21 protein-coding genes and 1 pseudogene are annotated in these 24,964 nt (G+C 58.9%); 5 read left to right on the top strand and 17 right to left on the bottom strand.

Features of this window, described 5'->3' with window-relative positions; translation table 11 throughout:
• The 13 genes from ASU33_RS13855 to holA form a co-directional block, all read right to left on the bottom strand.
• Nucleotides 1-849, bottom strand: coding sequence for a maleylpyruvate isomerase N-terminal domain-containing protein (locus ASU33_RS13855; protein ID WP_059071406.1), 849 nt, complete (start codon nucleotides 847-849; stop codon nucleotides 1-3).
• Nucleotides 850-864: 15 nt separating this feature from the next.
• Nucleotides 865-1,524 (bottom strand): tRNA (guanosine(46)-N7)-methyltransferase TrmB, encoded by a 660-nt coding sequence (gene trmB, locus ASU33_RS13850; protein WP_059071405.1) that lies wholly within the window; start codon nucleotides 1,522-1,524, stop codon nucleotides 865-867.
• Between the two features lie 71 nt (nucleotides 1,525-1,595).
• Nucleotides 1,596-2,909 carry a bifunctional folylpolyglutamate synthase/dihydrofolate synthase gene (locus ASU33_RS13845; RefSeq protein ID WP_059071404.1) on the bottom strand — a complete coding sequence of 438 codons (1,314 nt, stop codon included), beginning with the start codon at nucleotides 2,907-2,909 and terminating at the stop codon, nucleotides 1,596-1,598.
• 77 nt (nucleotides 2,910-2,986) lie between these two features.
• Entirely contained in the window at nucleotides 2,987-3,889 is a 903-nt protein-coding gene (locus ASU33_RS13840) for an energy transducer TonB (protein ID WP_059071403.1), read from the bottom strand.
• Between the two features lie 127 nt (nucleotides 3,890-4,016).
• Nucleotides 4,017-4,418, bottom strand: a complete 402-nt coding sequence (locus ASU33_RS13835; RefSeq protein WP_059071402.1) for an ExbD/TolR family protein — start codon at nucleotides 4,416-4,418, stop codon at nucleotides 4,017-4,019.
• Nucleotides 4,419-4,495: 77 nt separating this feature from the next.
• Complete coding sequence (locus tag ASU33_RS13830; protein WP_059071401.1) at nucleotides 4,496-5,206, bottom strand: MotA/TolQ/ExbB proton channel family protein; 711 nt, start codon at nucleotides 5,204-5,206, stop codon at nucleotides 4,496-4,498.
• 1 nt (nucleotide 5,207) lies between these two features.
• Entirely contained in the window at nucleotides 5,208-6,335 is a 1,128-nt protein-coding gene (locus ASU33_RS13825; RefSeq protein ID WP_059071400.1) for an HU domain-containing protein, read from the bottom strand.
• Between the two features lie 131 nt (nucleotides 6,336-6,466).
• Nucleotides 6,467-8,170 carry a TonB-dependent receptor gene (locus ASU33_RS13820; protein ID WP_149867218.1) on the bottom strand — a complete coding sequence of 568 codons (1,704 nt, stop codon included), beginning with the start codon at nucleotides 8,168-8,170 and terminating at the stop codon, nucleotides 6,467-6,469.
• A gap of 105 nt (nucleotides 8,171-8,275) precedes the next feature.
• Nucleotides 8,276-11,488 (bottom strand): tetratricopeptide repeat protein, encoded by a 3,213-nt coding sequence (locus ASU33_RS13815; RefSeq protein WP_059071398.1) that lies wholly within the window; start codon nucleotides 11,486-11,488, stop codon nucleotides 8,276-8,278.
• A gap of 493 nt (nucleotides 11,489-11,981) precedes the next feature.
• Nucleotides 11,982-12,443, bottom strand: a complete 462-nt coding sequence (locus ASU33_RS13805; protein ID WP_059071396.1) for an RES family NAD+ phosphorylase — start codon at nucleotides 12,441-12,443, stop codon at nucleotides 11,982-11,984.
• A gap of 15 nt (nucleotides 12,444-12,458) precedes the next feature.
• Complete coding sequence (locus tag ASU33_RS13800; protein WP_078063122.1) at nucleotides 12,459-12,920, bottom strand: Xre family toxin-antitoxin system antitoxin; 462 nt, start codon at nucleotides 12,918-12,920, stop codon at nucleotides 12,459-12,461.
• Between the two features lie 127 nt (nucleotides 12,921-13,047).
• Nucleotides 13,048-13,923, bottom strand: coding sequence for an alpha/beta hydrolase family protein (locus tag ASU33_RS13795; RefSeq protein WP_059071395.1), 876 nt, complete (start codon nucleotides 13,921-13,923; stop codon nucleotides 13,048-13,050).
• Between the two features lie 45 nt (nucleotides 13,924-13,968).
• Nucleotides 13,969-15,024, bottom strand: a complete 1,056-nt coding sequence (holA, locus tag ASU33_RS13790) for a DNA polymerase III subunit delta (RefSeq protein WP_059071501.1) — start codon at nucleotides 15,022-15,024, stop codon at nucleotides 13,969-13,971.
• A 108-nt stretch (nucleotides 15,025-15,132) separates the two neighbouring features.
• Here holA and ASU33_RS13785 point away from each other — a divergent pair, with 108 nt between their 5' ends.
• Entirely contained in the window at nucleotides 15,133-16,683 is a 1,551-nt protein-coding gene (locus ASU33_RS13785) for a glycosyltransferase family 39 protein (protein ID WP_059071394.1), read from the top strand.
• Nucleotides 16,684-16,830: 147 nt separating this feature from the next.
• Nucleotides 16,831-18,132 carry a tyrosine--tRNA ligase gene (gene tyrS / locus ASU33_RS13780; protein WP_059071393.1) on the top strand — a complete coding sequence of 434 codons (1,302 nt, stop codon included), beginning with the start codon at nucleotides 16,831-16,833 and terminating at the stop codon, nucleotides 18,130-18,132.
• A gap of 249 nt (nucleotides 18,133-18,381) precedes the next feature.
• Here tyrS and ASU33_RS21935 read toward each other — a convergent pair.
• A pseudogene (locus tag ASU33_RS21935) lies at nucleotides 18,382-18,555 on the bottom strand (histone H1); the annotation flags it as partial.
• Nucleotides 18,556-18,802: 247 nt separating this feature from the next.
• Complete coding sequence (locus ASU33_RS13770; RefSeq protein WP_059071500.1) at nucleotides 18,803-20,041, bottom strand: aminotransferase class I/II-fold pyridoxal phosphate-dependent enzyme; 1,239 nt, start codon at nucleotides 20,039-20,041, stop codon at nucleotides 18,803-18,805.
• Between the two features lie 311 nt (nucleotides 20,042-20,352).
• On the opposite strand from ASU33_RS13770, the gene accC reads away from it, so the two are divergent.
• The 3 genes from accC (at nucleotide 20,353) to ASU33_RS21305 (ending at nucleotide 22,959) form a co-directional block, all read left to right on the top strand.
• Nucleotides 20,353-21,867 carry an acetyl-CoA carboxylase biotin carboxylase subunit gene (accC, locus tag ASU33_RS13765; protein ID WP_059071392.1) on the top strand — a complete coding sequence of 505 codons (1,515 nt, stop codon included), beginning with the start codon at nucleotides 20,353-20,355 and terminating at the stop codon, nucleotides 21,865-21,867.
• A gap of 88 nt (nucleotides 21,868-21,955) precedes the next feature.
• Nucleotides 21,956-22,411: a hypothetical protein gene (locus ASU33_RS13760; RefSeq protein WP_149867217.1), complete on the top strand. Its 456-nt coding sequence runs from the start codon at nucleotides 21,956-21,958 to the stop codon at nucleotides 22,409-22,411.
• Between the two features lie 260 nt (nucleotides 22,412-22,671).
• The gene (locus tag ASU33_RS21305; RefSeq protein WP_149867216.1) at nucleotides 22,672-22,959 is read left to right on the top strand and encodes a hypothetical protein; all 288 of its coding nucleotides are present in this window, start codon (nucleotides 22,672-22,674) and stop codon (nucleotides 22,957-22,959) included.
• Nucleotides 22,960-23,017: 58 nt separating this feature from the next.
• On the opposite strand, the gene bshB1 is transcribed toward ASU33_RS21305, so the two are convergent.
• Together bshB1 and ASU33_RS13750 are read right to left on the bottom strand one after the other, a co-directional pair.
• The gene (gene bshB1 / locus ASU33_RS13755; protein ID WP_059071390.1) at nucleotides 23,018-23,737 is read right to left on the bottom strand and encodes a bacillithiol biosynthesis deacetylase BshB1; all 720 of its coding nucleotides are present in this window, start codon (nucleotides 23,735-23,737) and stop codon (nucleotides 23,018-23,020) included.
• Between the two features lie 83 nt (nucleotides 23,738-23,820).
• The gene (locus ASU33_RS13750) at nucleotides 23,821-24,933 is read right to left on the bottom strand and encodes a M23 family metallopeptidase (RefSeq protein ID WP_286130553.1); all 1,113 of its coding nucleotides are present in this window, start codon (nucleotides 24,931-24,933) and stop codon (nucleotides 23,821-23,823) included.
• Nucleotides 24,934-24,964 lie beyond the last annotated feature (31 nt).

Raw genomic sequence — 24,964 nt, 5'->3', positions numbered from 1 at the left:
CTAAGCCATAACGGCGGTGAGGCTTAGCACGGGCTCGGCCAACCAGGCTGCGCCCTCTGCCCGCACGCACTTAGCCGCCGTTTGGGCATCCAGCTCCTTGCTGAGCATACGCCAGGCAACGTGCGCATCGAGGTACACGCTGGCCGCCGCTTGCCCGGCCGCTTCGTTACCTAGGGTCCACTGCTCTGCGCCTCGGCGCAGCCACCATTGATAGGAGCTTTCAGGGCTTTCAACTACCACGCGCAGCTGCGTGCCCTCGGGCGCGGCCACGTTGCGGTAGTGGTGCGGCAATGCCCGCATGGATGTTTGCAGGTACGGCTCATATAGCTCCGGTTGCAACAACTCGGCTTCGCCCCGGCCTACTGCTTGCCTTATTTGCTGCTGGTGGTGCCACTTTTCGGTGTATTCGCGGGCTATGTGAAACCAGTTCAGCGATTCGCTTTCGCCGGCCCATCCTACCGAGAATGCGGCCGGTGCCCACACGTCGAGCGTACCAAGGAAAGCCGAATATTCCTGCCCCGATTGCTCCAGCAGCTGCATTACTACCGCGGGGCTTAGGCGGCGTGTGGCCGTTATCCAGTCGGCATTCAGCTGATTCAGGAAACCCACCAAACCTTGGTAGCTGCCTAGGTCGCCGGTGGGCGGCACGCCAAAGTACCCATCGCGCAGCATCGAGAGCGTGCGCAGGTTGCCATCGAGCAAGTGCAGGGCTACGTCCATCACGCGCCAGCGCGGGGCTAGCGTTTGCTGCTCCCACTCCTCGGCCGACAGCCCGCGCAAAAACGCTAGCAGCCGCTCATCGAGCTTGCTAAACAACGGAAGCGTGACGATAGGTGGCTGCTGACTCATGATGGCAAGGTTTGGCTATTCAAAGGAGAAATGCAAGTATTTAATTGGCACACCCAGTTCGCGGTACTTCCGCTCGTAGGTGGTTTGGATATCATAGGTGTGCGGCAACAGGCCCGTGGTCTGGTACAGGTCTTTAGTGAAAACCAAGTTGGGCGCGTTGCGCTCCTGCAGCAGTTCGAGGGTATAGTCGAACAGCAGGTCGGAATCGGTTTTTAGGTGAACTAATCCGCCCGGGCGCAGAATCTGGCGGTACAGCTCCTGAAAGCGGGGCGCGGTAAGACGGCGCTTGGTGTCGCCGAGACGCGGCCGCGGATCGGGAAAGGTAATCCAGATTTCATCCAGCTCGCCGGGGCCGAAGTGTTCCAGCAAGGTTTCGGCGCGGGTGCGCAAAAAGCCCACGTTGGTAAGGCCCTGCTCCTCGGCCAAAATGCTGCCGCGGTGCATACGCTCGCCTTTAATATCCAGCCCCAGGAAGTTGCGCTCGGGGTAGCGCGCCGCCAGGCCCACGGTATACTCGCCTTTACCGCAGCCCATCTCCAGCGTAATCGGATTGTTGTTGCGGAAGAACTCCGATTGCCAGCGGCCGCCTAGGTTGCTGTAGGTGTCTTTGCCGGGCTCTACAATGTCGGCGCGCTGCGCGTTGTCGGCAAAGCGCTTCAGTTTTACTCGACCCATGAAGGGAAATCTGTGCTGTTGAAAAAATGAATGTGGGCAGCAAACTGCTTGCGTTGGGTGCCTAGGTGTTTTTAAGCTTCAGGAGCGTACAGGTCGGGCACTTCGGCCACCACAAAGGTGCTGCCGCCTACAAAGATTGCATCATTGGCGGCGGCTTGCTCGCGGGCTTTGGCCAGCGCCGCCGCCACCGAGCCACAAACCAGGCCCTGCAGGCCCACTTCGCCGGCTTGCTTGGCTAGTTCTTCGGCCGGAAGTGCCCTAGGTATGTTGGCGGCGCAAAAGTAATAGGTGGCCTCCGTCGGCAGCAGGCGCAACACCTTGCCTAGGTCCTTATCGTTTACCATACCCAGCACCACGTGCAGGCGTTGGTATTGCAAACGGGCCAGTTGCTGCACCACCATCCGGATACCGGCCTCGTTGTGGCCGGTGTCGCACACGGTTAGAGGTGCCTGCGCAATTACCTGCCAGCGCCCGCGCAAACCCGTGAGGTGGCGTACATCGCGCATCCCCGCCCGGATGTGTTCATCGGTAATCGTAAAGCCTTGGCTGCGCAGCTCCTCCACCACAGCCAGCACACCGGGCAAGTTCAGGCGTTGGTAGTCGCCTACGAGGCCCAGCTCAGCCTCTTCAAACCACACCTGCTCGTCGCGCCAAATGCGCACGTGCTGGGATGCAGCGGCTGGGTTGTCGCGCAGCAAGTCGGCGCGGTACTTCCGGTCGGCGAAGGTTAAAGGCGCGCCCGTTTGCTCGGCTTTGTCGCTGAACACAGCCGCCACTTCGGGCTGAGTTTGGCTGACGATGGCTGGTACTGCAGGCTTAATGATACCCGCTTTTTCGGAAGCAATCTGCGGCAGCGTGTCGCCCAGTATGGCCTGATGATCGTAACTGATGTTGGTGATAAGCGACACCAGCGGCGTGATGATGTTGGTCGAATCAAGCCGGCCACCTAGGCCTACTTCGATTACGGCTATATCCACCCGCTCGGCAGCGAAATAGTCGTAGCACAAGGCCACGCACATCTCAAAAAACGACGGCTTCTCCTGCTCGAACAGTCCGCGCCACTGCGCTACCCAGCGTACCAGGTAATCGGGCGCCAGCTCCTGCCCATCGATGCGAATGCGCTCGGTGAACTCGCGCAGGTGCGGCGAGGTGTACAAGCCGGTGCGGTAGCCGGCGCTTTGCAGAATGGCGGCCAGCAGATGCGAGCTGCTGCCCTTGCCGTTGGTGCCGGCTACGTGCACACTCCGAAAGTCATTCTCCGGATGACCTAGGGCCTCTACTAAGCGCTGGATTCCCTCCAAGCCTTTCTTGAACCCAGCCGATCCTACTTTTTGAAACATAGGTAGTTGCGAGTACAGGTATTCAAGCGTTTGGGCGTAAGTCATGGTACGGGCGAAATCAGGGCACAAAAAAACGCCGCGAGCCGGAGAATTCCGACCCGCGGCGCTTGCTGCAGCTAAAATTACTTGCCACCGATGCGGTAGGTAATGGTGCCGGTGGCGCCGCCGGTACCGCTGCCCACGCGGCGGAAGGTGGCTTTGTTCTGAATCATATCGCGGTAGAAGTTGGCCACACGGGGCGTTACGCTCGAGCCCGTTACCGTTACCGACTCCACGTCGCCGTTCTCGTCGATCTTGATTTTGAGCGTCACAAAACCTACTTCGTCGGAGGGGTCTTGGTCGTTGGGTTTGTTGTCGAAGGCCCAGCCGGGCATGTTGAGCTTACCGCTGCCGAAACCGCCCCCGCTGCCGCCGCCTTCGCCGGGGTCGCCGCTGTAGGCTTTGCCGCTGTAGGTGCCGCGGGGGTCACCTTTATCACCTACCGTGCCGGGGTCGTCGCCGTTGTTGTTGCCGGCGGGGTTGTTGCTGGTGCCCATGGTGCCGTTGCCGCCGGTGTTGGCCGCTGCGCCACGGGGCGTAAACACCGCCCTAGGGTTTACTTTGGGCTTCTCGGGCTCGGGTTCCTTCACCGGCTCTTCGCGCGGCTTGGGCGAAGGTTTCTCCACCGGCGGAATCTTCACATCGTTTTCTTCGGCCTCGCTCGTCACCACCTTCTCGGGTTGTGCTTCTTCGGTAGGTGTTACGGGCTGCCGGGCTTGCTGCGGCTCGGGGTCGGGCTGCTGGGCGGGCGGGCGGCTGTCTTCGCGGCTCGGCGACTCGTTGGCCGGGGCCGAAGTTTGGTTGTCGCCAAAGCCGGTTTCATCGAGGCCGTAGTTCAGCTCCACGCCCCCGCCGCCAGTCAGCACGATGTCTTCGGGCGGATTCTTGAATACAATCAGGAAGAACAGCAAAGCCAGCAAGCCGTTCAGCACAAGGGTGCCGATTAGGGCTTCGCGGCGGTGCTCGTGGCGAAATTCAGCGGCCATGGTCGTTGAATCGTTAGTGTTACTAGGTGATGATTGCGCTGCTTGGTGTAAACAACGCGCCCCGGTGCGTCTGGGGTTCAGCTCACCGGGGCAAGGGTTGTACGAGGCCGCAGGCAAGCCGCAGCGCTTATTTGCTCTCGGCCGCTGTAGCCATTACCATCCGGATTTTAAGCCGGTTGCCGATTTCCAGGATGTCTACCAGCTTTTGCACGTTCAGCGACTTATCCACGCGCAACACGGCGGTCGGCGTTTCCAGGCCTTGTACTCGAGTGGCCAGCTCCTGTTCTAACTCCTGCGACGATACGGGCTTGCGGTCGATGAAGTACTGGCCATTGCCATCCACCGAAACCGTAATGGGCTGCTTCATGGCCTGTTTGCCCGAGCGGGCATTGGGCAGCATCAGCTTGATTACGTTGGGGTTCACCATGGTCGATACGATCAGGAAGAACAACATCAGGAAGAACATGATGTCGTTCATCGAGCTGGTCTCGACGTGTGAGGAAAGCTTACGCCGGCGGCTTAAATCCATCGGTATGTTGGTTGGGGCTTGAAGTGCGAATGAGTGGCCAAGCAACAACCGTGCTCGGCCACTCATTCACTTACGCACTAGTTATCCTGCAGAATGTCCATGAACTCGATGGCCGAGTTCTCCATGCGGAACACCAGCCGCTCAACCATGATGCTGAGCCAATGGTAGCCTACGTGGGCCACCATGCCCACAATCAGGCCAGCGGCGGAGGTTACCATCTTGGTGTACAAGCCACCCGAGATTTGGGCAATGCCAAAGTCGCCGGTGGAGCTGATGGCGTAGAAGATGTTGATTACGCCGACGATGGTACCCACAAAGCCCAGCATTGGCGCAATACCCGCGATGATGCCCAAGATGCTGATGTTCTTCTCGAGGCGTGCAATTTCTACTTTGCCTACGTTCTCCACGCTGGTCTCAATCTCTTTCAGCGGCAACCCAATGCGGCGGATACCCTTCTCGATCATGCGGGCCAGCGGCGAGGCCGTTTGGGCCGTCAGCATTTTGGCGCCTTGCAAGTCGCCCTTCACCATTAGGTTCCGGATCTGGTTCATGAACCCTTCGGGCAGCGCGGCGGCTTTCCGGATGGTGAGGTAACGTTCCAGAATGATGTAAACGGATACTGAGAACAGCAACAGGATCGGAACCATGATCCAGCCCCCCTGAAAGATGAGGTCGATTACCGAGAGCGAATCGGGCTGGGCGGCTGGGGCAGCCGCAGCGGTAGCGGCCGGATTGGTGGTGGAGTCGGCCGCAGCGGTGGTTATCTGCAGCAGAAAGGGTTCGAACATGCTAATATGGGTAAACCTGAATTTCGTTGCCGAACTGCTTGCGCAGCTCCGGCAGGTTTCGCTGAGCAGTGGCTTTGTCGGCGAAATCGGCAACGGCAACGCGGTACTTTTTAGTATTTACCACGCCCCGATGCCCCCAACGCGGCATCAGAATTTTGGCGACGTGGCCTTTGCTGGCGTAGTTGCTCTGCACTTTTTCGGCACCTGCAAACGAGTTGAAAGTGGCTTTCACTACGTACCAGCGGTTCGAAACGCCCTTTACCAGCACGGGTTTTCCAGTTACAGCCGGGCGGCCTTCTACCGCAGCTTTCGTTACTGTAGCCACCGACGCAGCCTTTGGGGTTACCGTTGCAGCAGGCTTCGCTTTGACAACAGGCGCGGGGGCAGCCGCTTCGGCCGGTTTGCTGATTTCGGGCTGGGCCTCAGGAGCGCCATCGGGCACTACCGATTCCGTCCAGGCGGCCGAAGCCAGATTTGCCGATTGTACTGGCCGCGCTGGCTCAGCATCGTTCTTGAAGACGCTTAACTGCCAGTTTTCCGGAATGTTACCTAGGCGCAGCGCAATCTGGTATTGAGCCGTGAGAACCAAGCCTAACGATACAGCCAGCATTGCCGATACAGCTAGCTTACGCAAACCGCGGCGGCGTGCCGGGGCCAACGCCGGTTGCGGTGCCTGGCGGCTACGCTCGCGGGCCAGCACCGCATCTGTGGCGCGTACGGGACGCGAGGTTAGCTCGGGCAAGCCAAAGCTGGCGGGTAGTAGATTTTGCTGACCGGTAAATTCGAAATCGAGGCCGCGGCCCGGGGCTCGGCGAAATATGCCAATGCCGGGTAGCTCCGTACGATGCTGCTCATCGAGCTCGTGCTGCATGTTGGCCACGGCCTCGCGCACTTGCTGGCGCGCTTGCGGGGTGCCAATGCCATAGTGGCGGCTAATGGCATCAACCAGCAGCCCGTCGTTGCGGGTAAGGGCTTGGTTGAATGCCACGCGTTTGGCCGGAGGTGCCAGCGTGTGGCGCACCGGGTGCAGGCGTGCGGGCTCGTAGTCCGCAATCAGGCCGCCGAAGTCGGGAATAATAACACAGTCGTGGTCCCGAAGCAGGTGCTGAATGTGGTCGGTTAGCTGCAAAGTGTAGAAGTTAAGCGGTCCGAGGCAGGTGAGAGTTTAAGCTGAGCTCCCCCATTCTGCCACCCGAGCCGCCGTTCTGCCCCACTTCAGGAGCAGCCCGGCGGCTCGGCAACGTGGCTGTTATCAGCTGATTAGAACTGGTAACCTAGGCCTGCTAGTATGTTTACGCCCTTGGATGGATAATTCAAGAAACGCTCGTACTTGCGACCTAGTAGGTTGTTGCCCAAAACAAAGAAAGACAGATTTTCTGAAAAGCGGTAATCGGCGCGCAGGTTCAAGTCGATTACCGAGTCGGTGGGTCGCACTACGTTGTTGAACTCTGCGGGGATTGTGGCCGTGCGGCGCAGCACCGAGCCGTAGCTCGAACTCAGCACGTAAAGCTCGCCACCCAGCATCAGCTTGTCAGCGGCGTTGTACGAACCGAAGAACACGCCTTGGAACGCAGGCCGGTGATACGCTTTTTCCAGCGTTTTCACTTTGTAGCCGTTGTAGTCGAGTTTGGTACCTACCCTAACACGCTCGGCAGCGTTGTAAATCAGCTCGCCGTGGATGTTTACCAGTTGCGTGGCCTTGGGGTCGTACACCAGGTCGAACTTGGTGGAATCGCGGCGCGAGTTGTTGTAGAAGTACAGGTTGCGGTCGTTGGCTAGGGTCACCTTCACGGAGGTTTGTAGCGAACGAGCCGGCGAGGCATTAAAGCCGAAGAACAACGTAGGGCCGCGGCGGGTATCGGCCACGCGCTGGTTGGGGCCTAGCCAGGCGTTTTCCTGGGTGAGGTCGTAGAGCGTTACGCGCTGCAGGCCGCCGCCCAGGCCACCTAACAGCACAAACTTGTCCTCAACTACGGCGTAGCCCAAGCGTACGGCGGGCATTACCGAAACCTGACGGGCATCGTTAATGGTGTCGCCGGTATAGCCCAATGTGGCACCCACCGATACATCGAGGCGGCCGGCAATATTTTGCTCGAACGCGGGCGTTACCTGCACAAACGGGCGGCTCACCGTCAGCGAATCCTTTTGCGAGATAAACGACAGGTCGCCATCGATGCGCACGCGGCCTTTCTCCGTCACGTAATAAGCGGTGCGCAGCTGGGCGTACAAATCCGACTCCTTGGCCTTGAAGTTGTCTTTCCAGTAGCGGAAACCACCAGCTAGGTCGTACTGAAACTTGGCATCCCGGTCGCGGTTGCGCAAAAACAGCTGCGCATCGGCCCGGTAAAATACCTGCTTGATGCTGTCCTTCTCGGGCTTGCGCTCAATATTTGGGTTGTAGCCGTAGAAGTTGGCCCGGTCGCGCCCTAGGTTCAGCTTGGCACCTAGGGTTGTGGCACCCCGGTACATCTCGCCGTTCAGGTTCAGGCGGCTTTGGCTGGTGGCGGAGTTCTTGCCATCAACCGGCCCGCGCGCCGACGACAAGTGGCGCAAGTCGAGCCCGAAGGCGTGATCTTGGCTGCGGGTGGTATGAAAGTGTGCCTGGCCCAGCAACGAGGCGTAGTTGCCAACCCCAACGCGGGCATAGTTACCTTGCAGCGGCTCCAACTCCTCCTGCTTGATGGTAAGCACCCGTACCGAGGGGTTGAGGTTTTGGCTCGGCAGGCGGAAATCAGGGAAGGTGTAGCGAACGGTGCGGTCGGGCGTGGCAGCCGGGGGCAGCACTACCTTGTCGTAGTTGCGGGCCGCTTCGGGTAGCTGGTTTTCCCGCTCCTTCACGATTTCGATTTCCGCATCCTCGATTTTACCCCCGGTGCGCGGCTTGCCTGTTTGGGCCGCGGCGGGCACGGCTGCGGCCGCAAGCAGGGCCGCTAAGGTTAGGCGTTGGGAAGAACTAACGCTCATGTATGGCTTGGGCTTGGCGCCTACCTAGGATTCGTGCGATGCTTCACACGCACCTAGGCAGACTATTCAAGTACAATTACTTATCCGTTGAAATCAGCTTCACTCCTACTCATCCGAGCCTTGCGCATCCTGCTCGGGTGCGGCCGTATCGGTGTTGGTAGTGTCGGTGGGCTGTGTTAGCGACTGGCGCAGGTTGCCAAGCTTACCGGCCGGCTTGGCCGGGGCTTTGGTGCCGCTGGTGCCGGGTTTGGTAGTAGCGGGCTTGGTGCTGTTTTTGGGGTTGGAGGGGTTACTGGCTTCCAACGCAGCCAGGCGCTGCTTGGCACCTTCTATCACCTCGGCTACCGGGAATTTGTTCTCGATAAGCGAATTGAGCGTGGTGCGCGCCTGGAAGATTTCGCCCTGGTCTTTGTAGATGTCGGCAATCAGTAGGAAAGCCCGGCCCACCCACAAGTCGAACTGGCTAAAGCTGGTGTTCAGCTTGAAAGCGGCATCCAGCGCGGGCTCGTATTTCTTTTGCTGATACAGCACCTCGGCCAGCAGGTACTGCGCTTCGGCCCCGCTCACGTCGGTAGCTTTGGCAGCATTCGTCAGGCTGGCTACGGCTTGGTCGAGGTTACCCGCTTTGTAGTCGGCTTTGCCGATGTACAGCGTAGCCGTATTGGCCACCGTGGGCGTAGCGTTGCCTTCGGCGATTACCTCGTTGGCTACGCGGCTGGCCCCGGCAAAATCGCCGGCTTCGTAGTAGCTGCGCACCACACCTAGGCCAGCCGTAGCCCGCTCGCGGCGGTTTTGAGTGGTCTGGCGCAGGCGCTCGTAGTACTTGGCAGCCTCGGCGTAGTTTTTGTTTTCAAACTCCAGGTCGGCCACGCGGCTTACGGCGCGGTTCAGGTACTCGCTCTTGCCTTCCTCAACCACGGCACGTAGGCGCGGTAGCGCATCCTGCTTGTTGCCGGTTTTCAGGTACGAGTCGGCCAGGAAGAAGCGGGCGTCGGCGGCCAGCGAGGTGTTGCTGTGCTGCTTCAGGTAGGTTTCGAGGCGCGGAATGGCCTGCGGGTACTTCTCGGCTAGGTAAAGCGACTTGGCAGCTTCAAACTCCACGCTCTCCACGGCTTTGTCGTCGGGGTTGGTGGCTTTGAACTGCGCCAAGTACTGGTCGAATTCCTCCGTCTTGCCCAGCGACGACAAGCTTTCCTGCAAGCCATAGATGGCATTGGAGGCCGCTTTGCTGCGCGGGTACTGCTGCAGCACCTGCTTGAAATCGGCCGCGGCCTTTTCGTGCTGCTGCAGGTTTTGGTAGGCAATGCCCCGGCGCAGCAGCGCCTGCGGCACCAGCGGCGAGTTGGGGCGGTTGTTCACCAACCGGCTAAAACCCTCCACGGCCGGCTGGAAGTTGCCGTTCTCGAAATCGAGCTGCGCCTGCTGATACACGGCGTCGTCGGCGTAGCGCGAGTTGGGCGAAGTGCGCAGCAGCGTTTGCAGCGTTTTGGCGGCATCGTCGCGGCGACCCATCAGCCCTAGGGTTACGCTCTTCTGGTAGTAGGCAAAGTCCTTTTCGGCGGCGTTGGCCTGAATTACCTTGTCGTAGAGCTCCAGCGCCTGCGCGTAGTTTTTGGCTACGTAGTAGGTATCGGCCAGTCGCAACGTGGCATCGTAGTAGTTCGGGTCGGTACCCGGCTTGGCGTCTTTGTCCGATACGTACTGCTGAAAGTACGGGCGGGCCTGGTCGTACTTCTTGGTGTTGTAGTACGCGTAGCCCAGGCCGTAACGGGCTTTCTGGTCGTAGTCGGTTTGGGCGGCCGCGCCGTCGCGGGCGGTGCGCAGGGCAGCGGTGTAGCTCTGAATGGCCTGCGGGTACTCCTGGTTGAGGCTGTACACCTCGCCGCGCAGCACCTCGGCGGCAGCGCGCAGGGCGTCGTCCTGCGGGTAGCGCAGGCTCTTCTCGAGCAAGGGCTGCACCTGCTGGTACTGCCCGTTGTTGTAGAGCGTAGCGGCTTGGTAGTAGGCCACGCGCTGGTACGTGGCGTTGAGCTTGCTGGTGCGTTCGTCGAGGCCTTCGAGGTAGCGCAGGGCCCGGGCGTAGTCGGTGCTGCTCAGGTAGGCGTCGCTCAGCAAGTCGTCGGCGGTGGCGCGGTTTTTTGAGCGCGGGTATTTCTTGCCGAAGTCTTCCAACGCCGATACAGCCTCGGCTGTGTTGCCGAGCTCGTAGCTTACCTGGGCGTACTTCAGGGCAGCGTTTTCGGCTACCTGCTTATCGAAGTTGGCTTTGCGGGCCGCATCGAACGAGTTCAGGGCCTGCTGCTTGGCGTTGGTTTGCAGGTAGCTCAGCCCTAGGTGATACGCAGCGTTCTGACCTAGAGAATCGCGGCCAGCGGCTACGTTCTTTAGCGAACCGATAGCGCCCTTAAAGTCGCCCTGCTTGAAGTTGGCGTAGCCGATTTTGTACTGTACCATCGGCTCGATCTTCTTCCGGCCGGCGGCGTATTTATCAAAGTACTCGGCTGCGCGGGCCCAGTCCTGCTTCTGGTAAAAAGCATCGCCTACGAGCAGCTGAATCTCATCGGCCGATTGCGGCGGGGGCGTTTGGGCCAGCGCCTTGGTGCCGTACTCAATCAGCCCGTTCATGTTGCCCTCTTTGTAGTAAATCTGGCTCATGATGGCCGGTACTACGGGGCGGTAGGCGTCGTTCTGCTCGGCCACGCCTAGGTCTTGGCGGGCACCGGCGTAGTCGCCGGCGCGGTAGGCCAGGTAGCCGGCGTAGTAACTGCTAGCGTAGCGAAACTCGTGGTTGCCTTGCTTGTTGCGGTCGAAGATGAGCTTGGCCTTGTCGAACTCCTTCAGGGCGAAGTGGCTGTAGGCTTGCTTGAACTCGGCCTCGGCGCGCTGCTCGGCCGTGAGGTTGTCGGCCGCCACGCGGGCGAAGTAGTCCACCGCGCGCTTGTGGTCTTTCTTATCGAAGTAAAACTTACCGAGCTCGTAGTAAGCCGAAGCCGCCTTGGGGTGCGCCCGGTTGTTTTCGGCAAAGGCCAGTATGCGGCCTTCCGAGTCGGGGTGCAGCAGGTACAGGCCGCTTACGGCAAAGTAGTACTCGGCGTCGGCAGTACGGTCGCGCACGTCGCCGGTGCGGCGCGGTACGCTTTCGAGGTACTGCTGAAAGGACGTTTGGGCCGCGCCGTATTGGCCACGGTCGAACAGCTCAAGGCCCTCGAAATAATAGCGTTCTTCGTTGGTGAACTTTTGGGTATGCTGGGCTTGCAAGGCCAGCGGCGTCGTGGCGCTGAGCGAGGCCGCCAGCGCCAGGCGAGGAAGTAACTTCATTGGCAGAGCGTAGCGAAGGGTGGGCCGCGCTGGCCCAGTTAAGCCAAAAGTAGGGAAAAATGCCTGCGGGTTGCGGCAGCGTGGCTTCTTTCAACGCTTATACGCCAAATGTGGTATCCGACAGTTGCTCGAGCAGTATAATTTGGCCTGGGCTACTCGTCCAACCATTTCTTTTTCCAGTTATCCGAGGCTCCTACCGTTGGTTCAATGAACGGAAGTATAACTGAGCCAGCTATGGTGGGTAGAAGCCATAGCAATACCCAATAACCTGCAGGCTCAGCGAGCATCGCGAACAAATAGGCCAGAGCCATGCCTCCGCTGCATAATGTTACAGCAATGAGCGGTACATACAGAATCACGTAATCCGTACCAGGTCCTGGTTTCCCTTTACGTCGTCTGGCAATAGCGTACCATAAGAAAGGTAGTTGCAGCATCCAGGCAACGGCACTCAATATTTCCATTGGTATATCCGCAGCAATTCTGCTTTACGGATTTAGCTTGGTTCCTGCGCCTTGATGCGTGCATCGAAGCTAAACTCCTCGCGGGCTACAATGCGGATGCGCGGGAAATCGGGGTGGCGGCTGTGCAGCAAGTAGTTGCTCTCCTGCGGCACAATCGACGAGGGCACGCGCAACACGGCCGAGCGGCGGGCCTCGTACCACGCGCTACCTAGGGGTTGGCACACGGCGTAGCGGCTGGCTTTTTCCCAGCCGGCGGGCAGCTGCTCCAGCTTTATTTCTTCGATCAGTAGATCGTCGGGTACGTCAATCACCAGCACCCGAAACTGGTCGTTGAGGCCTTCGCCGCTGCGGTGCACCACGTTTTCGAGGCAAGCCAGGGCGCGGCTGCCGGCGGCGTAGATAACAAACTGGTCTTTATAGTTCCAGCGGCCGCGGTTGCCCGAGGCAAACAACCCATCGGCGTACTTGGCCAGGCAAATGCGGTAGAGCAACACAGCTTGGGCGTGGGGTTACGATAAATCGCCGTGGGCAATGCGCTGCAACTCCTCGGTTACCAGATCGATGCCGCCGGTGGTTTCGAGCAGTTTCAGGGGCACTTCGCCGTCGAGGCCGTGGGCGGGTTTATCGAGCCAACGCAGAAAAGCCGCGGCTTCGCCGAACACCTCCACGCCTAGGTTGTAGAGGGCAATAATCTTGAGGGTTTTCTCGCTGCTGGCGGGGCTGAGCGGCTTTTTCTCCTGCGAGTAGTTGCGCAGGGTTTTCGTTGAAAGCTCGTAAATGGCCTCCAGCTCGTTGGCTTGCAGCTGAAATGCTTCGGCTACCTCGAAAGCCGTGGTGGCCGGCACGCCCTTGCGCGCCTCCAGCACCAGGGCAAAGGCATCTTGCCCGGTGCGGCCCCAAGCCGCCCATTTCTTACGGAGCGCTACGGGTAGCGCCGCCAGGTCTTTGTGTTTGGTGCTTGCCGCTGTCATAGGTGTGGTGATTTGTGGCCGAAACTTATGGAAATTTTTCCTTCTAACGCGGAAAAATTTCTTTTGGGTTCCAAATCACCTAAGCCCCGCTCCTACTGAGCCTTGCAGAAGGCTACTTATAGCCGCTCTACAACGTGCGTCGGAAGAACGCCAGCACCTCGGCGTTCAGCTGCTCGTGAAAGCGGGCGCGGTTGAAGCCGGGCGGATCTTGCGAGGGCGGGAAAGCCGGACTAACCCGCGCGGCCGGAAACGGACTCAGAAACGAATAATGCCCGGCATTAGGCACCACCTGGTGCTCGATGCGGCTGGGCTCGGGCACGCCACGCAGCACAATGTAGGCGTGTCCAATGGGTGTATGCTCGTCCTTCTCGCCCGAATACATAAGCATAGGCACATGCACGTTGCGCAAAGCGCCCTCGCCCATCAGCCACGGCGTGGCGGGCGCCAGTAGCACAATGGCCTTCACGCGCTCATCAATAACGGTATCGAAAGGCTGAGCCTGCCCGCCGGGCGTATCGTGCGGCAAGCTCGCGGGTGAGCCGCCGGCCAGCGCCAGCGCCGTATAGCCACCTAGGGAGTGACCAATAATGCCGACGCCCTCGGCCTTCAACGAGGCGACAATGGCCGGCTGGGCGAACAAAGCATCAATAGCCAATTGCAGGTGCCGCGGCCGGGCTACCAGGTTCTGCGGGGTGTTGGCCCAGGTGTTGTTGTCGCGGTTGTTGAAGGGGTGCTCGGGCAGGCCCACCACAAAGCCGTGCTGCGCCAGATAGTAAGCCAGCGTGCGGTATACCCACGGCGAGCTGCCCGTGCCGTGCGAAATAAGCACCAACGGAAAAGTGCCAGCGGCTACTGGCGCTTCCCGGGCTACCTCGAGCTTGTAGAAGCCAAATGTTTCGGTAGTGGCCGGAGTGGTGGTTGGGTACAGGACGACCACCGGAAACCCTAGGTCAAGTTCGGGGTCAGCTACCTCAAGAGCACGGTAGCCTACGGAGTAGCTCATCGGTTATTTATTGCCGCACTGCACTAGGCGTAGATGGCGTAATGATTACCCCAGCACCGCCGCAACCGGCACCTGCGGGTGCAGAACCATAAACACCAACTCCTGCAGGATATCCGCCTCCGACATCGAGCCCGACTCTACGCCCTTGCTCTGCAGATCGGCGCGGCGGATGAGGCGGATGATGTCGCGGGTGCGTTGGTACGGAAACACCTTCAGCGCCTGCTGGTACTCTTTCTGGGCATAGCTGTTGGCCACACCTATCTTCTTCCAATCGGCCGGCGAGGGGTTGGGCAGGGTGTGCAGCTGCAATAGGCGCAGGAAGAAGTTGAACAGCAGCGTAAGGTTGGGGATGAGCGGGTTATCCTTGGGGTTGAGGGCGAAGTGCTGCACAATGCGGTTGGCCTTCAGCACATCGCGCATGATGAGCGCCTTCTGTAGCTCGAAGATGTTGTAGTCCTTGCTGATGCCCACCATGCGCTGCACGGTAGCCGCGTCGATGGGCTGGCCGGGCTGCAGGTTCAGCTCCATCTTCTGGATTTCGCCCAGCAGGCGCCCTAAGTCGGCTCCGATGTACTCGCTCAGCAGCTGCACGGCCTCGTCGTGAATAGGCCGCTGGCGCTGCTTCATGGTATCCTTCAGCCACTGCGGCACCTGGTAGTCGCGCAGCTTATCGGAGGTGAGCAGCACGGCGTGCTCGGCCATGATTTTGCCGAGCTTCTTGCGCCCGTCGAGGCACTTGTGCTTATGGGCCAGCACCAGCACGGTGCTGGGCAGCGGGTTTTTCAGGTAAGCTTCCAGCATGGTTTGGCCGGCGTCGGCTTCGAGGCCGGGCAGGTTCTGGGCTTCCTTCACAATTACCACGGTGCGCTCGGCCATCATCGGAAAGCGGCGCGCCTGCCCCAGCACGGTGGGTATGTCGGTATCCTTGCCGTAGAGCACCACTTGGTTAAAGCCCTTGTCGGCTTCGCTCAGCACGTTCTTCTCGATAAAGTCGGAAACCAGATCGATGTAGTACGGCTCTTCGCCTTGCAGAAAGTACACCGGCGCAAACTGCCGCTTTTGCAGCTGCTGCATGATTTGGTCGGCGGAGAGCTGAGGCATGGGATAAGCTGAGTCGTGTAGGTGAAAGCAGTTGCGGCCACCTAGGCCGCGCAGCACTTGCAAAGGTAACCTAGGCGCGTACCTTTCGCAGCATATTAGCCTTGGCCTATGTCGGTTGTTCTGCCCCCTATTGCGCACCGGCGGGTGCGCGTCGATGCGCTGCTGCTTGGGTTGGCGCTGTGCAAGTTTTTGCTGCAGTTTCTGCTCTCGGGCCGCTACGGCCTGCACCGCGACGAGTACCTGTACCTCGACATGGCCCACCACCTGGCTTGGGGCTACAAGGAAATTCCGCCGCTGCTGGCGCCTTTCTCGTGGCTGGCGCAGGCGGTGCTGGGGCACACCGTTTGGGCGGCTAAGTTCTTCCCGGCGCTGTTCGGCGGCCTTACGGTGCTGCTTACCGGCCTAATCGTGCGCGAGGCCGGCGGCGGGCGTTGGGCGCAAGTAGCAGCGGCCGTTGCGGTGGCGGTGTCGCCGGTGTACCTGGCCATGCACGGGCTGTTTCAGCCCAACTTTCTGGATGTGTTCTTCTGGACGCTCTACGGCTTTTTGGTGGTGCGCTTCGTGCACACGCACGAGCCCCGGCTGCTGCTTGCCCTAGGTGTGTGCATTGGCTTGGGCATGCTGGCCAAGTACACCACGGCGTTTTACGTAGCCTCGCTCCTGCTGGCACTGCTGCTCACGCCCACCGAGCGGCCGTGGCTGGCTACGCGCTGGTTTTGGCTGGCGGTGGCTGCGGCGGCGCTCATCTTCCTGCCCAACCTCGTTTGGCAGGCCACGCACAACTGGCCGGTGCTCGGCCACATGAACAAGCTGCAGGAAACGCAACTCACTCACGTTTCGCCCATCAACTTTCTAGTTGAGCAATTGCCCATGACACTGGCCGGGGCCGGGCTGTGGCTGGTCGGGCTGTGGTTTTGCTTTACCCGCGCCGGCAAGCCGTACCGCCCGCTGGCTCTGGCCTATTTTTTTGTAATTGCCTTGCTGCTGCTCAGCCGCGGCAAAAACTACTACGCCGCCGCCGTGTACCCGCCCCTCATGGCCCTAGGTGCCGTGTACCTCGAGCGCAAAAGCCGGGCAGCGCTGGCCGGCACCCTAGGTGTTGGTTTGCTGCTGAGCTTGCCCATCGTACCCGCTCTTTTGCCGGTGTTTTCCATTGAAGGGTTGAGCCGCTACGTGCAACGCGTATCGGTGCTCGATGCCCTCACGCGCTGGGAAGACGGCAAGCAGCACCACCTGCCGCAGGATGTAGCCGATATGCACGGCTGGGATGAGTACGCCCCGCTGGTGCAGCAGGCGCTGGCCCGCCTTACGCCTGCTGAGCGTGCCCACGTAATTGTGTACGGCGACAACTACGGCCAAGCCGGCGCCCTCAACTGGTACGGGCCCGCCCTAGGTTTGCCGCGCTGCTACACGCTCAACGGCTCCAACTCCTACTGGATGCCCGCGCCCGATACCGTCACGGCTTTTATCTACGCCAACGAAGGCGACGGGCCCAAAGACCTGAAGCAGCTGTTTGGTAGCATGGAGGTGGTGGGCCGGGTGCAAAGCCCCTACGCCCGCATCCGCGGCAGCGAGGTGCTGCTGTTCCGCCATCCCAAAACCGACCTAGGCCCATTCGTGCAGAAGCGCATTGCGGAGGCACAACAAGGCTTTGAGTAAATGCTTTTGCGCAAACCCTAGGTGCGCGGCTGTGCCTTGCGCGCTTACCTTTGCGCGAAATACAGTTGGCCGTTGTCAGTTGCGAGTTGTCAGTTTACGCTGACTTACGCGAGTACTGACAACCGACAACTTGCAACTGACAACTGAATGAACCTCATCGACGAACTGCGCTGGCGCGGCATGTTTCACGACATGATGCCCGGCACCGACGAGCACCTGCTCAACAACGGTCCCGTAACCGGTTACATCGGCTTCGACCCCACCGCTCCTTCGCTGCACATCGGCAACCTGGCTACCATTATGCTGCTGGTGCACCTGCAGCGCGCCGGCCACCGCCCCGTGGCGTTGGTAGGCGGCGCCACCGGCATGATTGGCGACCCCTCGGGCAAATCCGCGGAGCGCAACCTGCTCGACGAAGAAGCGCTGCGCCGCAACCAAGCTGGCATTCGGGCTCAGTTGGAGAAGTTCATTGCCTTCAACGATTCGCCTACGGGCGCAGTCGTGGTCAACAACTACGACTGGTTTAAGGAGTTTGGCTTCCTGCAGTTCCTGCGCGAGGTAGGCAAGCACCTCACGGTGAACTATATGATGGCCAAGGACTCGGTAAAGCGCCGCATCGGCGGCAACGAGGACACCGGTGCCGAGGGCATCAGCTACACCGAGTTCAGCTACCAGCTGCTGCAGGGCTACGACTTCTTCCACCTCTACAAAACCCTAGGTACCACGCTGCAAATGGGCGCATCGGACCAGTGGGGCAACATCACCACCGGCACCGAGCTCATCCGCCGCATGACGGGTGGCGAAGGCAAAGCCTATGCCCTCACTGGCCAGCTCATCACCAAAGCCGACGGCACCAAATACGGCAAAAGCGAAACCGGCACCGTGTGGCTCGATGGCTCCATGACCTCGCCGTACCAGTTCTACCAGTTCTTCCTCAACGCTGCCGATGCCGACGTGCCGCGCCTGATTCGCGTGTTCACGCTGCTGAGCAAGGAAGAAATTGAAGCCCTCGAAGCCGAGCACGCCCAGGCCCCGCACCTGCGCACCCTGCAAAAGGCCCTGGCCAAAGACGTAACCATTCGGGTGCACGGCGAAGCTGCTTACGAAGCCGCGCTATCGGCCTCGCAAGTGCTGTTCGGCGGCGGCGAGCTATCCAGCCTCGACGAAGCTACCCTGCTCGATGTGTTTGCCGGCGTGCCCCACGTAGAGGTTCCGCGCACCACGCTGTCGGAGCAAGGGGTAATCGGCTTGCTCAGCGAAGCTACCGGCGGTACCATCTTCCCCTCCAAAGGCGAGGCGCGCAAGATGATTCAAGGCGGTGGCGTAAGCCTTAACCGCGAGAAGGCGACCATAGAACAGCAAGCTTCGGAAGTACCACTGCTGCTCGATAAGTACATCGTGGCGCAGAAAGGCAAGAAGAACTACTACTTGCTGAAGGTTACGGATTAAGGCCCGCTCACGTCGTCCTGCGCTTTGTTTGGGATGATAAGTAAATACCAAAACAAAAAGGCCCCGCCGGTTGGCGGGGCCTTTTTGTTTGACCTGGGTTTGGTAAAGCGAACTTTACCTTTCTAGGTCAGAAATAATCCGTGATTACTTCTTCTTGGCAGGAGCAGCCTTCTTGGCAGCGCCACCGGCAGCAGCGCCGGTAGCTTTCTTAGCTGCACCGCCAGCGTTGGAAGCGCCTTCGGCACCGCCCGAGTTCTTCATGTTCTGAACTTCCGAACGGATTTCCTGAGCCATGTTCTTCAGCTCCTGCATGCCTTTGCGCACACGCGTGCCAGCAGCAGAGTTGTTCTTGTCGTAGAACTTCTCGAAGTCAGCTTCCAGCGACATAACGAGGTCACGCAGTTTGCCAAAATTATTAGCCATGGGAAAAAAGAGGGGTTAGTGGTGTGAAACAAGAGTTTGACCGGGCCTAATATACGGGCATTTCAAATCAAAGCTAATTTTCGAAAAAATTTTTCAAGGCCGATTGCAGCGCGTAGGCCTACATTTCGCCACCCAAAATCTGCATTTCGGGTTTTAGCTTGAACCCGCAACCTCTCTGATAAGTACAAAAACAAAGCCACCCGCTGCGTTAGCAACGAGTGGCTGAGCATTCAGGCCAAAACGGCGTTTAGGCCGTTGCAGGCTGTTTCGAGTACAGGCCTTTGTCGAGTTTAGCAGCAATGGCTTCGAACGCGGCAATGGTCTGGTTTACGTCCTCGAGCGTGTGCACGGCCGTCGGGATGAGGCGCAGCATAATCACGCCTTTCGGCACTACCGGGTACACCACGATGGAGCAGAAAATGCCGTAATTCTCTCGCAGATCGAAGGTTAGCTGCGTTGCATCGGGGATTTCGCCGTTCAGCAGCACCGGCGTAACCGGCGTGGTGGTGGTGCCGATGTTGAAGCCTTTTTCGCGCAAGCCGCTTTGCAGCGCCCGCACGATAGTCCAAAGGTTTTCCTTCAGCTCGGGTTGGGTGCGAAGCAGCTCCAAACGCTTCAGGGCGCCTACTACGAGCGGCATGGGCAGCGATTTGGCGAAGATTTGGCTACGCATGTTGTAGCGCAAATATTCAATTACCGGCTCGGGGCCGCCTACGAAGGCACCGATGCTGGCCATCGACTTTGCAAACGTCGAAAAATATAGGTCGATGCCGTCCTGCACGCCTTGTTCTTCGCCCGTACCAGCGCCCGTAGCGCCCATTGTGCCGAAACCGTGGGCGTCGTCAACGAACAAGCGGAAGTTGAATTTCTCCTTCAGCGCCACCACGCCGCGCAGGTTGCCCTGGTTGCCCGACATGCCAAAGGCGCCTTCGGTAATCACCAGAATGCCGCCGCCGGTTTCTTGTACCAGCTTGGTAGCACGCTCCAGCTGCTTCTCGAGGCCGGCCATGTCGTTGTGCGGAAACACAAAGCGCTTACCTTGGTGCAGGCGCACACCGTCGATAATGCAGGCGTGCGACTCAGCGTCGTACACAATCACATCGTGGCGCGATACCAGCGCATCAATGATTGACACGACGCCTTGGTAGCCAAAGTTCAGCAGCAGCACGTCTTCCTTCTTGATGAAGTCGGCCAGCTCCGATTCCAGCTGCTCGTGGTAGTTAGAGTTACCGCTCATGATGCGGGCACCCATGGGCAGCGCCATGCCGAATTCGGCAGCAGCGTCGGCATCGGCCTTGCGCACCTCGGGGTGGTTGGCCAAGCCTAGGTAGTTGTTCAGGCTCCAGGTCAGAACCTCTTTGCCTCGGAAAATCATGCGCGGCTTAATCTCGCCCTCCAACTTGGGGAAGGTGAAATAACCGTGAGCGTAGTGTGAGTGGCTGCCGAGCGGGCCGCGGTTGGCGGCAATTCTCTCAAAAATGTCCACGCGGGGATGCTTTGGGGTGATGATACCGAAAAAAGACTGGTCCATTCCAAGTAGGAATACGGCCAATGCGGCGCAAGTTACGAAACCGCGTTCAGCCAACGCTAGTTAGCTTAGCTGATATTCGGCATAACTATTATTATATAAGCGCGCCAACATCAATCAACGGAGCACTTTAAAAGTGCCTAGCAGCAAGAGCCCTAGGTAGGTAAGCTCATCAGGAAGGCTCTAGAGGCCAGAACTAGGTGCGGTTTCGGCTCGGAGGTATTACTTTCGGCCTTCCAACACTGCTCCCTCCCATTGCCCCCTCTGGCATGAAGAAAATCACCAAGCTGCTCGTCGCCAACCGTGGCGAAATTGCCCTGCGCGTGCTGCGCTCGGCCCGCGAAATGGGCCTGAAAACCGTGGCCATCTACTCCGAAGCCGACCGCAACGCCCTGCACGTGCGCTACGCCGACGAGGCCGTGTGCGTGGGCCCACCCGCTTCGAAAGACAGCTACCTGCGCGGCGACAAAATCATCGAGGTCTGCAAGCAGCTCGGCGTCGATGCCATTCACCCCGGCTACGGCTTCCTTTCCGAGAATGCCGAATTTGCCCGGATGGTTACCGAGGCCGGCATCACGTTCGTGGGGCCCTCGCCCGAGGCCATGAACATTATGGGCGACAAGCTCTCGGCCAAGCAAGCCGTGAAAGCCTACGACATTCCGCTGGTACCCGGCACCGACGAGGCCATTTCGGACGTGGAAGAAGCCAAGCGTATTGCTACGAGCGTAGGCTTTCCCATCCTGATCAAAGCTTCGGCCGGCGGCGGCGGCAAAGGCATGCGCTTGGTACACTCCGAGGGCGAGTTTGAAGAGCAGATGAAGCTGGCCGTTTCGGAAGCCACCTCGGCCTTCGGCGATGGGTCGGTGTTCATCGAGAAGTTCGTTACCGGCCCGCGCCACATCGAAATTCAGGTGTTGGGCGATGAGCACGGCAACATTGTGCACCTGTTCGAGCGCGAATGCTCCATTCAGCGCCGCCACCAGAAGGTAATTGAAGAGGCACCATCGTCGGTGCTCACGCCCGAGCTGCGCGCCGAAATGGGCCGCTGCGCCGTGGATGTGGCCCGCGCCTGCAACTACACCGGGGCCGGCACCGTGGAGTTCCTGCTCGATGATAAGCGCAACTTCTACTTCCTCGAAATGAACACCCGCCTGCAGGTGGAGCACCCCGTAACGGAGTGCATCACGGGGCTTGATCTGGTGAAGGAGCAAATTAAGGTGGCCCAAGGCCTGCCGCTCCCCTTCCGGCAGGAAGACCTAGGAATTACCGGTCACGCCCTCGAGCTGCGCGTGTACGCCGAAGACCCGCAGAACAACTTCCTGCCCGACATCGGCAAGCTGCAAACCTACGTGCGCCCACAAGGCCCCGGCGTGCGCGTTGATGATGGTTTTGAGCAGGGCATGGACATCCCGATCTACTACGACCCGATGATTGCCAAGCTCGTGACCTACGGCAAAGACCGCCAGGAGGCCATCGAGCGGATGCTGCGCGCCATTGAGGAGTACCAGATTACCGGCATCGAAACGACCCTGGGTTTCGGCCGCTACGTACTCACGCACCCCGCCTTCGTATCCGGCGACTTCGACACCAACTTCATCAAAGACCATTTCCAGCCCAACGTACTGCAGCAGCAACCTAGCGATGAGTTGGCCAAACTGGCCGCCGTGCTGGCCGCCAAGCTGCTGACTGAGCAAAAAGGGGCCGCTGCGGCAAATGGTTCGGTTGCAACTGGTCCAGTGGTTCCAGTTTCTAATTGGAAGAAGAACCGGCTGGCGGGCCGTTAGCGCTTGCTGACACTCGGTAACAAAAACGCCCGGCTAGTATTAGCTGGGCGTTTTTGTTATTTTCTCTATTTATGGCTGGCTCACTGTTATGGGAAGCCTACACCACAACGACTTAGATGGACGCTGTCCAACTTGTTTAGCAGGAGTGCTTTTTGAATATGGAAATCAACTTTATGATAACTATCAGAAGAATCCTAATGGTAGTTTTATGGACAATGGGGTGAAGGACATTAATGTTATAGGACTTGTTGTCGCTGCAATCCCTGGAGGAGGACTTCTGCGAAATGTGGCTTTGGAAGGCGTTAAAAACTCTGTTTCATACACGGTCAAAGAAGGCTTCCAAGTTAATAAGGACGTAACAGACGTAGCTCTGGCTACTGTCAAGGGTGCTGCTATTGGAAAGATTAGTGATAAGCTAGCTACAGTTGGCGTTGGCGCTGGTGCAGAAACAAAGCTGACTAATAAAGAAGCACAAAGCGCCGCTAGAGCAGCGAACAGAAATATTGCGAAAGCTAGGAACAATCCTCCGGCAACACACACGTAATGCAGCTTCTGCTCAAGGTCGAGCTAACGTAGCACGGCAAAAGCAAGTTATTCATAACGCAGCAAATAAGGTTGCAGGTAAAATCATTGATGCAACGCCTGAGGCTGTCAGAGCCAAGACCTCAGAAACTACCCTGACGAGAGCAGTAACCCCACCTGCAAAGCCTACACAACCAGTGCATTAGAAAAATTGATATCAAAAACAAAAACAACAAATACTACAATTATGGCCTTATCGTAGTATCGATAGTAGTTATTGCTTTGTGCGTTAATTCCTATATCTACCAAAAAGAAAAGATCAAAAATAGTAACGTAGTTGCTGCTAAGATAATCTGGTCGGGCAAACCCTCAGGTATTCGTGTTGGCCCTGATCAAATAGGCTGTTCTTACCGCCTCAAAGGCACACTTTATGAACGTAGTTTTGAAAAAAGATCAATTAAAGTATCGTCAAATTCCTGTGTTGAATTGAAATATAGCGTTGATGATCCAAGTGTAGCTGAGTTAAATTATGATAAAGGTTCTTTTACATGCCCATTACCAAATGATTGAGGTGCTTTAGGAGTGTTGTAGGCTTCCCCTAACAGTGGGCCAGCCATAAATAGAGCCGTTACAGCAGCCCTGCCAAATCCCTCACCCCAAGGGCGCGCTCGGCCGTGAAGCCTTCCCCGAACTCCACCCCAATGATGTGTCCCATTTCGCGGGCGCGGGCTTCGAGGAAGTGCCAGAACTCGGGCGAGGAAATGTAGGTGTGCGGCTGCCCGTCGTTGCCGACGTTGAACTGCGAGGCGAAGGCGGCAATGGCTTCGCGTTTTTTCTCCCAATGCGGCGTAATGTCAACTACAAAATCGGGCTTGATGTAGCGGTCCTGGATAAAGTGGTACACCTGCTTGGGGCGCCATGCCTCCTGCGGCTGGCCATCGGAACCTAGGGTTTCAATCATCTTGAGGCCAGCCAGGAAACACGCATCCGACTCGAGCTGCGAGCCGCGGCCGTGGTCGGGGTGCCGGTCGTGCGGAGCGTTGAGCAGCACAATATCGGGTTGGTAGCGGCGTACTGCGGCAACGATCGGCAGCTGATGCTCCCGCTCGTTGCGGAAAAAGCCATCGGGCAGCCCTAGGTTCTCGCGGGCGTGCAGGCCCAGCACCTTCGCGGCAGCAGCGGCCTCCTGCGCCCGGATTTCAGGCGTGCCGCGCGAGCCTAGCTCGCCTCGGGTCAAATCCACAATACCTACCTTTTTGCCTTGTGCAATAGCGGCCAGCAACGTGCCCGAGCAGCCCAGTTCGGCATCGTCGGGGTGCGCTGAGAGTACTAGTATATCTAGCTTCATGTAGTTGTCAGTTGCGAGTTGTCCGTTGCCGGTAGCAGGTATCAGCATGCGCCGACAACCTGCCACCAACAACGGACAACTCTTTATTTAATCCGCAGCGTACGACCGGGGCGCAAGGTGGTTTTGCCGGTGATGCCGTTCAGCTTACGAATCTGAGCTTGCGATACGCCGTATTTATCGGCAATTTCGGAAAGTGTGTCGCCCGACCTGATGCGGTGCGACACCGTGCGGCGGGCTGCTGTAGGCTGATGACTAGCGGCCCGGGCCCGGGCGGCGGCTTTCATGCGGGCCGCTTGGCCTGCATAATTAAACAGCGCGGCAGTGATGCGCAGGTTGTCTTCACGCAGCTGATATTCAGGGAAGTCGTACACCTGCTCCGGGTCGATGGGGTTGCCCTCGTAACGAACCTCGTAGTGCAAGTGCGAGCCAGTGCTGCGGCCCGTGTTGCCACCTTTGGCGATAAGCTGGCCGGCTTTTACGAAGGTGCCGGGCTTTACCAGCTGCTTGCTGAGGTGGCCGTAAAGGGTTTCGAGGCCGTTGTAGTGGCGCACCACTAAGTAGTAGCCGTAGCCGCCGCCATCGTAATTAGCCACGCGTACCACGCCGTCGAAAGCGGCTTTCACCGAGTCGCCGGTGTTCAGATCCAGGTCTACGCCGTAGTGCCAGCGGTAGCCGCGCCAGCCGAAGTCGGACGTGAGCGGCGTAGTGTTAAGCGGCATGCGGGCGTAGCGCTGGCGAGGTTCGTCGGTGAGCCGCAGCGTTAGCGTATCGCGCAGGCGGCTGGGGTCGCGGCGGTATGGGTTGATGGAGCGCGTATCCCAAATGGAGTAATACCCGGCAACCTTGATCCACGACGAATCAATCAGCACTTCTTCCGACACCTCCACGATGCTTTGCTGACCTAGGTTCAGCGTGCTGGTATCCTCGCTAACGATGCTGAGCGGCTTGGCAGGCCTGAAAATCGATTTTGCGGCCTCGGAATTCTCGTCGGGCAGCTCCTCCGTTTCGATGAGCACCGTGGTATCGGGGCGTACGTAACGGATTTTGGGCGACTTAATCCGGAAGAAGTCTTTGGGCGTTCCGGCCTTGGCCTTTGGTTTTGCTGAGCGACGACGCTGGGCCATGCTCGCATCGGGTGCGAAGCACAGCAGCAAGGCCAGCAGTGCAAGCAACCAGAGTTTAAACGTGTTTGACAAGTGTAAAGAGAACTGGGTGGAGCCCCAGGGG

It is taken from the genome of Solirubrum puertoriconensis (genome assembly GCF_001483135.1).
Classification (GTDB): Bacteria; Bacteroidota; Bacteroidia; order Cytophagales; family Hymenobacteraceae; genus Solirubrum; species Solirubrum puertoriconensis.
The sequence above is the reverse complement of the archived record's forward strand: the minus strand, read 5'-3'. Positions and strand labels throughout refer to the sequence as shown.

What these genes read in the sequence shown, in the direction of transcription:
- ASU33_RS13855 (WP_059071406.1), bottom strand. Translation starts at nt 849, where the DNA reads ATGAGTCAGCAGCCACCTATCGTCACGCTTCCGTTGTTTAGCAAGCTC.
- trmB (WP_059071405.1), bottom strand. Translation starts at nt 1,524, where the DNA reads ATGGGTCGAGTAAAACTGAAGCGCTTTGCCGACAACGCGCAGCGCGCC.
- ASU33_RS13845 (WP_059071404.1), bottom strand. Translation starts at nt 2,909, where the DNA reads ATGACTTACGCCCAAACGCTTGAATACCTGTACTCGCAACTACCTATG.
- ASU33_RS13840 (WP_059071403.1), bottom strand. Translation starts at nt 3,889, where the DNA reads ATGGCCGCTGAATTTCGCCACGAGCACCGCCGCGAAGCCCTAATCGGC.
- ASU33_RS13835 (WP_059071402.1), bottom strand. Translation starts at nt 4,418, where the DNA reads ATGGATTTAAGCCGCCGGCGTAAGCTTTCCTCACACGTCGAGACCAGC.
- ASU33_RS13830 (WP_059071401.1), bottom strand. Translation starts at nt 5,206, where the DNA reads ATGTTCGAACCCTTTCTGCTGCAGATAACCACCGCTGCGGCCGACTCC.
- ASU33_RS13820 (WP_149867218.1), bottom strand. Translation starts at nt 8,170, where the DNA reads ATGAGCGTTAGTTCTTCCCAACGCCTAACCTTAGCGGCCCTGCTTGCG.
- ASU33_RS13815 (WP_059071398.1), bottom strand. Translation starts at nt 11,488, where the DNA reads ATGAAGTTACTTCCTCGCCTGGCGCTGGCGGCCTCGCTCAGCGCCACG.
- ASU33_RS13800 (WP_078063122.1), bottom strand. Translation starts at nt 12,920, where the DNA reads ATGACAGCGGCAAGCACCAAACACAAAGACCTGGCGGCGCTACCCGTA.
- ASU33_RS13795 (WP_059071395.1), bottom strand. Translation starts at nt 13,923, where the DNA reads ATGAGCTACTCCGTAGGCTACCGTGCTCTTGAGGTAGCTGACCCCGAA.
- holA (WP_059071501.1), bottom strand. Translation starts at nt 15,024, where the DNA reads ATGCCTCAGCTCTCCGCCGACCAAATCATGCAGCAGCTGCAAAAGCGG.
- ASU33_RS13785 (WP_059071394.1), top strand. Translation starts at nt 15,133, where the DNA reads ATGTCGGTTGTTCTGCCCCCTATTGCGCACCGGCGGGTGCGCGTCGAT.
- tyrS (WP_059071393.1), top strand. Translation starts at nt 16,831, where the DNA reads ATGAACCTCATCGACGAACTGCGCTGGCGCGGCATGTTTCACGACATG.
- accC (WP_059071392.1), top strand. Translation starts at nt 20,353, where the DNA reads ATGAAGAAAATCACCAAGCTGCTCGTCGCCAACCGTGGCGAAATTGCC.
- ASU33_RS13760 (WP_149867217.1), top strand. Translation starts at nt 21,956, where the DNA reads ATGGGAAGCCTACACCACAACGACTTAGATGGACGCTGTCCAACTTGT.
- bshB1 (WP_059071390.1), bottom strand. Translation starts at nt 23,737, where the DNA reads ATGAAGCTAGATATACTAGTACTCTCAGCGCACCCCGACGATGCCGAA.